At 34.6% G+C, this 12,528-nt stretch carries 14 protein-coding genes; 13 read left to right on the top strand and 1 reads right to left on the bottom strand.

What is annotated here, in order from left to right:
• The 5 genes from GSA01S_RS06685 to GSA01S_RS06705 form a co-directional block, all read left to right on the top strand.
• Positions 1-303: transposase (locus tag GSA01S_RS06685; protein ID WP_157064786.1), on the top strand; the 303-nt coding region annotated here is incomplete at its 5' end.
• 353 nt (positions 304-656) lie between these two features.
• A complete protein-coding gene (locus GSA01S_RS06690) occupies positions 657-1,388 on the top strand; it encodes a LytR/AlgR family response regulator transcription factor (RefSeq protein ID WP_066126039.1) in 732 nt (243 codons plus the stop codon).
• A complete protein-coding gene (locus GSA01S_RS06695; RefSeq protein ID WP_066126041.1) occupies positions 1,381-2,103 on the top strand; it encodes a sensor histidine kinase in 723 nt (240 codons plus the stop codon). Before GSA01S_RS06690 ends, GSA01S_RS06695 begins: the two co-directional genes overlap by 8 nt.
• A gap of 75 nt (positions 2,104-2,178) precedes the next feature.
• Complete coding sequence (locus GSA01S_RS06700; RefSeq protein ID WP_066126043.1) at positions 2,179-4,002, top strand: ABC transporter ATP-binding protein; 1,824 nt, start codon at positions 2,179-2,181, stop codon at positions 4,000-4,002.
• On the top strand, positions 4,002-5,828 hold the full coding sequence (locus GSA01S_RS06705) for an ABC transporter ATP-binding protein (RefSeq protein WP_066126044.1): 1,827 nt from the start codon (positions 4,002-4,004) through the stop codon (positions 5,826-5,828). Before GSA01S_RS06700 ends, GSA01S_RS06705 begins: the two co-directional genes overlap by 1 nt.
• Before the next feature lie 672 nt (positions 5,829-6,500).
• On the opposite strand, the gene GSA01S_RS06710 is transcribed toward GSA01S_RS06705, so the two are convergent.
• On the bottom strand, positions 6,501-7,172 hold the full coding sequence (locus GSA01S_RS06710; RefSeq protein ID WP_157064787.1) for a potassium channel family protein: 672 nt from the start codon (positions 7,170-7,172) through the stop codon (positions 6,501-6,503).
• A 99-nt stretch (positions 7,173-7,271) separates the two neighbouring features.
• Between GSA01S_RS06710 and rlmH the strand changes: the two genes are divergently transcribed.
• From rlmH to GSA01S_RS11270, 8 genes are all read left to right on the top strand, one after another.
• Positions 7,272-7,751: a 23S rRNA (pseudouridine(1915)-N(3))-methyltransferase RlmH gene (gene rlmH, locus GSA01S_RS06715; protein ID WP_066126047.1), complete on the top strand. Its 480-nt coding sequence runs from the start codon at positions 7,272-7,274 to the stop codon at positions 7,749-7,751.
• Between the two features lie 352 nt (positions 7,752-8,103).
• Positions 8,104-8,547, top strand: coding sequence for a P-loop NTPase family protein (locus GSA01S_RS06720; protein WP_217994635.1), 444 nt, complete (start codon positions 8,104-8,106; stop codon positions 8,545-8,547).
• A 153-nt stretch (positions 8,548-8,700) separates the two neighbouring features.
• The gene (locus tag GSA01S_RS06725; RefSeq protein ID WP_066126049.1) at positions 8,701-9,882 is read left to right on the top strand and encodes a hypothetical protein; all 1,182 of its coding nucleotides are present in this window, start codon (positions 8,701-8,703) and stop codon (positions 9,880-9,882) included.
• Between the two features lie 237 nt (positions 9,883-10,119).
• Positions 10,120-10,641 carry a DNA alkylation repair protein gene (locus GSA01S_RS06730; protein ID WP_245631289.1) on the top strand — a complete coding sequence of 174 codons (522 nt, stop codon included), beginning with the start codon at positions 10,120-10,122 and terminating at the stop codon, positions 10,639-10,641.
• An 83-nt stretch (positions 10,642-10,724) separates the two neighbouring features.
• Positions 10,725-11,147, top strand: coding sequence for a VOC family protein (locus tag GSA01S_RS06735; protein ID WP_066126050.1), 423 nt, complete (start codon positions 10,725-10,727; stop codon positions 11,145-11,147).
• Positions 11,148-11,346: 199 nt separating this feature from the next.
• On the top strand, positions 11,347-11,814 hold the full coding sequence (locus tag GSA01S_RS10980) for a chromate transporter (RefSeq protein WP_217994636.1): 468 nt from the start codon (positions 11,347-11,349) through the stop codon (positions 11,812-11,814).
• Positions 11,815-11,992: 178 nt separating this feature from the next.
• Complete coding sequence (locus GSA01S_RS11125; protein WP_281176418.1) at positions 11,993-12,316, top strand: chromate transporter; 324 nt, start codon at positions 11,993-11,995, stop codon at positions 12,314-12,316.
• Between the two features lie 16 nt (positions 12,317-12,332).
• On the top strand, positions 12,333-12,518 hold the full coding sequence (locus GSA01S_RS11270; RefSeq protein WP_373276906.1) for a hypothetical protein: 186 nt from the start codon (positions 12,333-12,335) through the stop codon (positions 12,516-12,518).
• The last annotated feature ends 10 nt before the right edge of the window (positions 12,519-12,528 follow it).

The following is a 12,528-nucleotide window of genomic DNA, read 5'->3' on the forward strand; positions in this document are numbered from 1 at the left end:
AGATTTGATACTCCTGCTCAGTTACAAGCTTTTGCTGGCCTTGATCCAGCCACTCATCAGTCTGGTAAATTTATCGCTACGGGTGTTTCTATGGTTAAACGTGGCTCTCCTTATCTTAGATGGGCTATCCTTAACGCTTCTAGATTAATAGCTATGAGGGATCCTTGCTTTAAAGATTATTATCAGAGAAAGAGAAAGGATGGTAAACACCACTTCGTTGCTCTTACACACGTTGCTAAAAAGCTAATCAGAGTTATATTTAAATTACTTAAAACAAACACTCAGTTTGTTCCTCAAGCTTAACTTCATTTTTTAAATTGCCTTTTATTAAGGCTTATTTGCCATGCTCATTTTTATTAAATTATCTTTTGCTATCTTTCATAAAATTCTTTTGTTTTCTACTTGACTTTATATAGTTAGTCTTATACTATGTTGTGGTGACTTAAGTATAACAAATCTTCATGTCTTTTTTTAGTGTTGCGTTTCATCTTACAACACACCATAATAATAAACACCATAATGCTTAAAAAAACGACCAACCACTAATTGTTTGTTATTGCCATCAATCATTTATGTTATATTATGTCTAACGACGATGATTAGGAAAAATCAAGTGGAACGGATAGTATGAGTATTGGAGAAGAGGAGGGCTCTGAATGTCTAAAGAATTACACATAGCGATAGTAGATGATGAAAACATTCAACTCGATGCGATGAAGTCACTAATCAATCAAACAATCAAAGAAATGGGTCTACACGCAAAAGTATCCTCCTATTCAAGTGGAGAAGCCTTTCTTTTTGAGTTAGAAGAAAACAAAGATTTAGATATTGTTTTCTTGGACATCGAGATGAAGCAGATTAATGGGTTGGAAGTGGCTAAGAAAATAAGAGAAATAGATCATGAAGTGACGCTTGTCTTTGCGACCGCATTCGCCGAATATGCCGTTCAAGGTTATGAAGTGCAGGCCCTGGATTACCTGCTCAAACCCATTGAAAGAGACAAAATTAAGCAAGTCATCCAAAGACATCTCGATAAAAAACCCTTAGTGAAAGAAACCTTAACACTGGAAGCAGAAGGTGAGATGCATAAACTTCTACTGGATGATATTCTGTACATTGAAGTCATTAAACGTGAATGTGAGATTCATTTAAACAATCAAGTGATAACCGTCACTCGTCCTTTAAAAGAATTGGAGGACAAGCTTAATGCTGACTTTATCCAGACTCACCGAAGTTACTTAGTCAATGTCGCTCACATCCATCGCCTGTTAAAAACAGATGTTGAATTATCCAACGGACAAACTGTCCCCGTTTCTAGGCGTCTCGCCAAAACAGTTCAAGAAAAATTTATTGCCTTTAATAAAGGAGCGGTGTTTTACAATGACTGATTGGATAGGGCTAACCGTCGTACTTATTATCCTTATCAGTGCAGGGATAGTTATAGTTAGGCAAAAAAAGAGCATTGATTTTTATAAAATACAAGAAAAGGAACTCGACCAATACAGCGTAGAAGTCGAAACGATTTATAGACAGATGAGAGGCATCCGTCATGACTATCGCAATCATTTACAAGTGATGCACACCTTAATGAATGACCACCGTCTGGATGAATTGGATGCGTATATTAAACAGCTTACCAATGAATTGAATCAAGTCGATACGATCATTCAAACAGGAAATACGATGATAGATGCCATCGTTAATACAAAGTTGACAGCTGCTAAACATAAAGGCATTTCCCTCTATGCGACAGCCATTGCTCCTAATGAATTGGGTGTAGAGCATGTTGATTTAGCAATTATATTGGGTAACTTGCTGACCAATGCTATAGAAGCGACTGAGAAAGAATCCAGTTCTTCTGATGAACATTTTATTCGTTTGTACATAGCACCAATGAAAAACACATTGTATATTAATGTGACGAACACGATGACAGAGAATCCAAAACCTTCTCTGTTTTCATTAAAAAGTATCAATAGAAGAGGCTATGGCTTGTACCGAATTGATCAGGCAGTGGAGAGATATCAAGGCATGGTCAACCGTAAATGGGAAGATGGCGTGTTTGCGACAGAAGTGACGTTGCCGCTTAAAAACCGTTCGTAACCAAATACTAACCATTCATACACTTCTGAATAGGGAGTGTATTTTTTTTGGTAAGATACGATTGAGGTGATGAAGATGAAAGAAAAAATGAAGTATTCAAAAATTTTATTGAAGGAATTATATGCATTCAAACCGACAGTATTTATAGCCATTCTTTTAGCTACCCTTATTAGCGCGGCCTTACCCTTACTCCAATTGCTTTTATCTGCTTTTGTGATTCAGTGGTTAATGGAAGGGGTAGCGATTAGGGAGTACTTGCTTAGACTACTCGTGTTTATTGTTCTTATTGGAATAGCTCAAATGGGTAACTATTATTTTATGCTTTATCAAGAAGAGAATATGAACCATTTGAGAGATTTTATGAGAAATAAAATTGAAACGAAGTATTTGAAGCTGGATTATCCGCTCATTATAGGAAAAGAAGCGCAAGAAAGATATAACAATGCCAGTGAATTAACCGACAATAATACGACCCTTTTTGGCCGATTGGTAACGGAAATCATTGAATTAATGAGTTCGTTTCTAGGGGTTGTTTTGTATATCAATATATTAAGTCAACTAGAATCTCTGTTTCTTGTTTTAGTAGGTGTCTTTCTGCTTATCGTTGTCTTCTTTAACGTATGGCAAGTGAAGATGGACCGCAAATTATTTCAAGCGAAAGCAGCCAATTCCCAAAAATTACGTTACTTGAGAAAAGTGTACGGGGAATCCCGTATCACTAAAGATGTACGGATTTTCCAGATGAAAGACTGGTTCAAGCAAGTTGAAGATAAAACAATTGCGGAATACCACCGGATCATCAAACCGAAAGTAAGGGTGACATGGACAGAAAGCACCTTGGTAAATGTAGGGATTATCGGTCTATCCGCCTTATCTTATATTAGAAGTGTTCAATTGATTGCGGCGGGAGCTATTCCGGTTTCTAGCTTTGTCATCTTTGCCGGGTCTGTTACAATCCTGGCTCAAACCATCATGACCTTAGTCAATGCTATAGGTAAAATGAATACGAGTTTAAATGAGACAAAAAAATATGATGACTTTATGTCTCAGGGTCAAGTATTTAACCATGAAGAGGGCAGATCTTTGCCAAAAGAACCCTTGTCCATCGAATTAAAAAATGTGTCCTATACTTATCCGAATAATGATACACCAACGATAAATAATGTATCTTTAACCATTAAACCTTACGAAAATCTAGCTATAGTAGGAGAAAATGGGGCTGGGAAATCGACGCTGTCTAATTTAATTGCCGGTTTGCTTAAACCGGATAGTGGAGAAATTTATATTAACGGAGTAGCTCAGAGTGAGTTTAATATTTCAGACTATTATGCTTTATTTGCACCTGTATTTCAGGAGAAATTTTTATTGACCTATTCCATTAAAGAGACGGTCATTCAAGGCTTGCCCTTTGATGAACTGAAGTATAATCGTGTTCTTAAACAAAGTGGCTTGACTGACATCATTTCAAAATTCAAATCGAGAGATGAGACAAAAATTGTGCGCGCCGTTTATCCAGATGGAGTGAATTTGTCCGGAGGGCAGTTACAAAAACTGAAACTGGCTCAAGCCTTATATAAAGACGCACCCGTTCTCTTACTGGATGAACCGACAGCGGCTTTGGATCCCATCGCCGAACATCAGATTTATCAGGATTACTTCCAGTTTTCTAAAGATAAATTGTCTGTTTTTATTTCTCACCGCCTTTCATCAACTCGTTTTTGTGATCGCATCATTTACATCAAAGATGGAGACATAACAGAAGTCGGAACGCACGAAGAATTAATGGCTAAGCAAAAAGATTACTTTAAGCTTTACGAAGCACAAGCTTATTACTATAAACATGATAAGGAAGAAAAAGAGGAAGAAGACGAGCCAGTCGTTACAGGAGGGGTGATTTAATGGAAAAACTGACCGTGTATAAACGTGCCTTTAAAGATTTGTTTAAAATAGGCAAAACTTACTATGTGCTGTTCTTTATCCATTCATTGGCGAGATACAGTTTGCCTTTTTTCGGCTACATCTATATGACCCAAATTGTGGATGCCTTAACAAGGAATGACATGACCCGGATCCCTTCATTAATCGTGCAGTATTTAGTAATCTTGTTGGTGTTGCAGCTGATTTCTGGATGGATAGACCCGCTAGTCACTCATGAGGATTCTCTGTTTTTGAGAAAACTCTTTGCTGAACCAAATAAAAAGATGTTAACTATGCATTACCATTATGCAGAAAGTTCCGAAGTAAGAGAAGAATTAGATATCATCAACCGTAATATGATGAGCAGCCAATCTTCACTTCCAATGATTAATGTCCGTATAAAAGAAATGATGCCTGGATTGGTCAGTATTATATGGGGGGGTATTTTACTCACTCCGTTATTTAGAGTAGACACAGCCTTATTGCCAGACGGATTCTGGTGGATGCGTCCGAGTCTTATTATTAGTGTCTTCCTCCTACTGATTGGAATCAGTGTATGGATTCAAATCGCGTCATCCAAAAAATCAAGCGAACGAATTACAGCGCTTCTTGCGGAATTGAAAGAATCTAATGCCCGATTTTTCTATGAAGATGGGCTTCTTCAGGACTTTAAGTCTGGAAAAGAAATGCGCCTCTACAAATTAACTGAAAAAATGATCGAAAATAAAAGAGCTGAGTCTGAACAGACAGGAAGATTACTGTCTGAAAACTATAAACGCTTTCGATCCATGATGATCCCTACTACCGGCTTATTTCAGGTGATGACCTATTTGACCTATGCCTATGTCGGCTTGCTTGTTTTAATCGGAGCTTTACCTGTTGCTTTGATTATTCAACTTTCCAGTGCACTCAGTCAAATGGTCTCTGCTTTACCAGATGTTATCCAGCACGGCATGATGATGATTTCTTCACCAGGTGAATTAGAGCAGTATTATGCATTCATGGACTTGCCTGATGAAGAGGTCGTCGGCAGTTTACCTGTAGAAAAAAGGTTAGATAATGACTATCATTTCGCAATAGAGAATATGAGTTTTTCTTATCCCGGCTCAGATGAAACAGTCCTAAAGAACATCACTGAAAAGTTTGAAGTCGGTAAAAAGTATGCCATAGTTGGAGAAAATGGCTCAGGTAAAACAACGTTTATTAAGCTACTGACTCGTTTATATGAACCGAGTGAAGGGACAATAAAAATGAATAAAATCGATGCCCATAAGTATGATTTAAGAGAATACTTCAATCTGTTTGGCGTTGTCTTCCAGGACTACCATCTAGTCGGATTTTCATTGGGACAAAACGTTTCCGTAAAACCCTCTTTTGATAGAAAGAAAGTGTTGTCTACCTTAGATAAAGTCGGGTTAGGCGACTTCGTTAGAAATCTACCCAATCAGGAAGAAACCTACCTGGGAACAGAATTTGAAGAATCAGGCGTCAGTGTCTCTGGGGGCCAAGAACAGAAAATAGCCATCGCTCGGTCTTTATATAAGGATGCGCCAGTTATGATTTTAGATGAGCCGACCGCTGCACTGGACCCAATGACTGAATTTGAAATATATCAAAACTTTGATAACTTAGTAAAAGATAAAACAGCTTTTTATATTTCCCATAGACTCTCAAGCTCCAAATTCTGCGATGAAATACTCGTTTTTGATCAAGGGGAGATCGTACAAAGAGGCACACACAAAGAACTGGTGAATGAAAAAGGAAAGTACCAGGAATTATGGAGTGCACAGGCACAGTATTATCAGTAAGTAAGAGTGAAAGTGAGAGAATTGAAGTTTAGCGTTTTTTTGTTGACATGAACTCCATTTTTTTCGTTAAAAATGCAGTTCATTGGTAAATGCCAAAGCTGAACTCAACATTTCTGTTTGAAAGTGAAGTTCAGCAAATAATAATCTACTAAACTCAACTTAAAGCAGAAATATTTAATAAGAATTTGGTGTGTTGCATTTCATCTTACAACACACCAATTCTTTTATTGTTATTATTGTTACTGAAAACTATCAAAATGTATAGAAATCAAGAAGTTTAATCAATGCCCTTTTTCTTAACGGCAGGCCTTTGGCCTGTCATTTTTATATATTTATGATCAATGTATACCAAAAAAACAATTATAATGATAGTTCAAAAATAAATTATAATTAATTTCACCACCTATCCACACACTTATGCACAGAAAACTGTTGATAACTAGATTCCTATGTTGATAAGCTTAGTTTGTAAATAGTAACTATTTCGTTAACATGAAAATAATGATGCATCAAGCTTTATAAAGGTTTTTGACAATAAAAAGAGTTATCCACAATTTCTGTGCATAACTCCTGTTGATAAATAAAAAATCATCATAAAATGAGCGTATCATATATTATTTTTAACATAAAACCTTATGGCTAGTAATAGGAAATATTGATGATTAATAGATTTTAATTAATACGATCTAAATAATCATGTTCTTCAAATCGATGCGAATCCGTAATCGCCACAAAAATCATTCCCTTTTCAATCGGTGTTTGAATATTTAAAGTTGAAGTCATTTTTGCGCCTTTGTATGGGCGATACCCGATGACGTTCATGTCGTAGTTTTTACGTAATTCTAAAGCTAAGATTGATTTGCCTACCCATTTATCCGGAACAGAGAATTCAACGATTGAAGTGTTATCATCCAGTGACAATACTTCTCCGATATGAGTTCTCAATAGTTGAGAAGATAAACGTTTACCTGAATCACGTTCAGGTGAAATAATTTTAGTTGCTCCCAATTCTTTTAAGGCTTGTTCAAAAACAGCACTGTGTGCTTTGGCAATAATATGAGGTACGCCTAATCGTTTACAGTGCATGACTGCAAGGACCGCACTTTCCAAATTAGTACCCGTTGCGACAACTACTGCATCACAATTAGCGATACCAATATCTTCTAATAAATCATAATCGGTAAAGTCTCCGATGGTGGCTGTTGTGACATCATCGGCTACTAAATCAATGTTATGTTGGTCTTTGTCAACAACAATTACCTCACGGCCAAAACGGCCAAGTTGTTTTGCGATAGTTCTTCCAAAGACACCTAATCCTAAAACACCAATAATTGTGGGTTTCAAAATATTTCCTCCATTCAAATGTATCATTCGATAGTATAATGATACAAAATATTTTCAATAAATGCTATGATTATTATGAAAAGATTAAAGGGTGATCAAATGAATATTGAAATAATTTGTGTTGGTAAATTAAAAGAAAAATATTTGAAACAGGGTATTGCTGAATATATTAAAAGATTAGGTAATTATGCTCAAGTTAAAATATTCGAAGTGCCCGATGAAGCTACTGCTGAGTCAATGAGTGATAATGAAATCCAGTTGGTTTTAAATAAAGAAGCCGAAAAGATTAGTGCTCGAATAGATGCGAATCGCAAAGTGATTGTTTTAGCAATTGAAGGGAAATTAATAACCTCTGAAGAATTAGCCAATACCTTGGAAAACTATGCGACCTATGGTCATAGTAAAGTGACCTTTATTATTGGTGGCTCACTCGGCCTTGCTGAAGAATTAAAGCAGCGGGCTGATTTAAGTGTGAGTTTTGGACGTATAACTTTACCTCATCAATTGATGCGTTTAGTGTTGGTCGAGCAAATTTATCGAGCGTTTAGAATTATCAATGGGCATGCGTATCATAAATAGATGAAGTTCTGAACTTATTTATTAGTTGAAATATTGAACAAAATTCTGTAGATCCTTTTTATAAAGATATTTCATCGGTGAGGATGCAAATTATTGTTACTTAAATAATAAATTTAAACGTGAAATAATAAATTAGTTTAGTCAGAAATAATGTAAATATTATGATTAAATTAGTTAAGGGTAAATTGAATCTTAAAAATTACTATAAGGCGAATCGTTAATAGATGAGTATAATAATTACTATCTAGAATAAATGTTATTGGCATGAAATTCATTTGCTTTGGAGGTAGTTATTTTATGGAAAACAGTAAAGTTACTTTGAATAAGGTACACATTATAGGTTAAATAGGAAATGGCAAAACAACTTTGCAAAAAATTATCAGACCAATTCAATATTCCTTTTTATGAACTAGATAATGTTGTGTGCAAAAGATCTGATACAGGAGATATTAAGCGAACAGAAAAAGAAAGAAATTCTTATTTAAATAAAATTGTGACCTCTAAAAAGTGGATAATTGAGGGTGTTCATCATAAATGGGTATCGCAATCTTTTCATAAAGCTGACGTCATTTTGTTTTTAGATATTAGGATTTCAACAAGAAGAGTTAGAATAATTAAACGATTTTTAAAGCAAAAAATGGGAATAGAACCAGCCAAATATAATCCAACATTCAAATTATTAAAATTTTTGTACAGTTACAATAGCATTTTTGAGTATAAAAGTAAGCCAGAAATATTTAGTATACTGAAACCGTACATGAATAAGGTGATTATAATACAGATAAACAATACGTAATAAATATTTTAGATGAAAACAATTCAGAAAGTTAAGTGAGGTATATCTAATTAATAGCAAATAAGCCTCGGGAACTACCAATATGAGCATGAGTTCAATAAGTAGATGATATTATAGTTTAGTGCACAAAAAGTAAATAAAAGGGGGAAAATTATGAATGAGTTAGAATATTCTGAGGATAAAGTCCGTAAACTGGAAGATAAGTTATATTATTATCACCATCTGACTTCATTAAATAAGCGGGACAAATTAGATTTAAATTTAATACCAGAATCTTTGTTATATTTTTCAGCTAATAATAAACCTATTGATGCTTTAACTTTCTACACTTCGTCCTTAACTTCGGAAATAGCTTTAGCTAGCGACACCAATGTCGATTATGAAGTGTTGGTTCAATTAAATAATTTGTCATATGCTAAGAAATTAAAATTAAAAGTAAGAATAGACGAAGATGAAAATTTTTGGGATAGATTATTAAATAGAAGCTACTCTACTTATAGATTAGATTTCAATAGAAACTCAAAAAGCAAGTTCAATCCTACCTTACTTAGTATTTTTCAAAGTTCGTATGAAAATACAGAAATAATGAAGATTTTGTTTTGGGTAACACAGTGCCTTATAGATGAGCCATTGAATCAAAACTTTAGTCGTTATGAAGATAACAGAGGAAATATTAAAAAAGGAGTAGTTATAAATGATATTAGAGATAAACTAAAAAAGGAAGCATCCTTGGCAGAATTTACTAAAATTGTCGAAAATGCTTATTATAGTGAGTTGCGTCATCTTGGAGCACATACGAATGCCAAGTTTGATGACGATAATCAAACTATAATTAATATAGACAAAGGAACAGTAGTAATGACATACAATGATGCGATCGAAAGCTTCTATTCATTGCAACAGCTACAAAACCATCTCAAAATGTTCGCTAATATTTTGCGTGTAGATGATAATAAAATCATTAATGAAGGAATTGTGAGTTTAGGAGAATTGAATCTGGTTGATAAAGAAAATATATTAGCTCTTTTTCAGTTAAAGCCATTTTTTGTAAATGATTTATATAATAATATCTTGAAAGAAATTACGATTAAAGTTACAGATAATCAATATGTTTTTGATGCTGAAAAAGAATTAATTCGGGTCGATAAAAATGACGAAATAGATGACCTGATTGATAGTGGAAAGAATTTAAAGCAAATTCTGATCGTTTCCCTTACGCCTGATATTTTTATAGAAAATTCAAACTATCCTCAATTATCTAACGAATATGGAGATTTCATTTGTGAGGATTATTATATAGTAGAGAACGTGAACATTATAAAAAATTGTGATTAATAAAAATTTCTATAGTCGAAGCAATCATAAAAGTCTAAAAACCGCAGTTACGATTGGTACGCACATGCCTATCATAAGTAAAAGAGGGAATGAAAACGGAAAACAATAAACCGTTATCTGAAAATGTACAAATTATTTTAAAGTCAATCGATGATTCCACAAAATTAGGGATTTACGTAAGATTGCTAAAGAGATAAAAAAGATCATTTATTAGCAATGGAATTATGGTCATAAGCTTTGTCTAAACCGAGACAATTAGCCATTTTAATTATGGATAATAAAGAGTTAGATGAAGCAAAAGTAAATTCTTTAGTTGAGGATATGGCGATTCATGATAAAAATGAACAAACTCATTTAATGGATTGGTTATTTGCTAATCAATTAACGAAATCAAAAAAATTAGTCCAATTGATTGAATCGTGGTGTGAGAGCAAATTGCCTCTTCAACGACGCACCTATTGGTATTTTGAGGGGAGACGTCGTTGGAAAGGGAAAACTTCACCTGAAAATTCAGGCGAGCTTCTTTCGATTATTGAGCAAACAATTATGGATGAAGAAGCTGTGGTTCAATGGGCCATGAATTTTGTTGCGGGTTGGATTGGTGTTTATGAAGATCAATACCGAGCGCGATGTGTTCAACTTGGTGAAGAGACTGAACTTTATAAAGGGATGAGGGTATCAAAAGGTTGTACGCCTAATTACTTACCTGAATTTATTGAAATTGAGTATAACAAGCGACTTGCAAAGGAACACAAATAAATTTTACAAACTACTATTCTAACTTATTTTTGAATGCTATAATGAGTTGACGTTAAGTCAACTTTAGAAAAAAGGTGGTCCTTTTGGTAAAAGTAGTACCGTATTTAAATTTTCAACACTCATTAGAAGCATTAGCATTTTATGAAAAATTAGGCGCAGCTGATATTCAAATTGTTAAAGCATCGGATCCGAGTTTTGCTGACTCACCAATGGCTGGAGAAGCGAATCCAGACTTCGTGATGAATGCGCAATTCAATATATTAGGTGAACGTATTTACTGTTCAGACACTTGGGGCAATATGCCAATTGATATGTCTGGTCAAAATATTTCAATTGTATTTGATTTAAAGAATGAACATGAAGTGAATGACGTTAAAGAATTAGAAGCTAAAGCGAAAGAATTAGGTTGCACGATTACTCTACCATTAGGAAAAACAGAATGGACTGAACTATTTGGAATGTTCGATGATCCATTTGAAGTTTCTTGGTTATTAAACGGGGAATAATTAATAAAACAGTTTAGTCATAGATCGGAGGATATAATCCCTTGGTCTAAGATTTTTTTATTTGGAAAATAATTATTTTATTTATAACTGCTATTATTCTTATTAAAAAGCATCATAAGGCAATTCGTTTCTTCCATGCTATAATTGAGGAGATAGAAGCCTATTTCTGTCATTTAACTATTTCACTGGAGGTTACTCAATGAAATCGACGCATCTGACATTTCTAAAAGATGTTTTTATTTGTTCTCTAGGTGCTTATGGAGGGCCGGAAGCCCATTATGGTGTATTTTCAGATCAAATGGTGGTAAAGAAGCAATGTGTGACAGAGGAAGAATTAACGGAGTTGATTGCATTAACTTCAATTCTTCCAGGGCCAAGTTCTACGCAGACAATTATTGCCATGGGCTATAAAATGGGTGGTGTTCCACTAGCGTTGTTAACCATGGTTGTTTGGTCACTTCCTGTTTTAGTCATTATGACGGCACTGTCTTTTTTTGGGCAATTTGCCAAAGCAATGAATGTGTCGGCAGACATTTTCCGTTTTGTTGGACCAATGGCGGTGGGTTTTATTTTAGTGGCTATTTATAATATTGGACGTAAGGTCATTAATTCAAATCTTACGGTAGGATTATTTTTATTGGGCGCAGTCGTCACATATTTTTTTTAAAGCGCCTTGGGTCTTTCCGTTAGTACTTATTTTAGGTGGAATTATTGCTGTTTGGGCATCTAAGGAAGAGGGGATTTTTAACCATGTTTCGATTACTCCTCCGTGGCACTATTTAATACTATTTTTCGTTTTTGCACTGGGATTAATCGTATTAAATTTTTTATTTGATAATTTAATTATCAAATTATTAGAGAGTTATTATCGATATGGTTATTTAGTCATTGGTGGTGGACAAGTGGTTGTGCCTTTAATGCATAATGATTTAGTGGAAGTTCATCAATACATGACAAATGATGAGTTTTTAACCGGTTTTGGTATTGTTCAGGGAATGCCCGGTCCGATGTTTAGTTTTTCAGCGTATGCTGGAGGTATGGCTGCTCGTTCATTAGGCTGGGTAGGCCAATTAATGGGTGCGATTGTAGGTGGCATTGGGATATTTTTACCCGGTATTTTATTAATCTTTTTTTGTTTATCCAGTTTGGGAACAATTAAAAGGAATTAAAGCAATAAAATTATCCATCAGTGGCATTGCACCGGTGGCTTGTGGGTTAATTTTGGCTTCAGCTATTACGATGGTACAAAGAAGTGGATTTACTTTTATAAATATGTCAGTAACGTTAGTTACGGTATTATTATTACTAACCACAAAAGTTCCGGCACCTTTTATCGTCTTAATGGCCATTTTACTTGGAATCTTTTTATAATTTTTTGATT

It is taken from the genome of Globicatella sanguinis NBRC 15551 (genome assembly GCF_001552295.1).
GTDB lineage: Bacteria > Bacillota > Bacilli > Lactobacillales > Aerococcaceae > Globicatella > Globicatella sanguinis.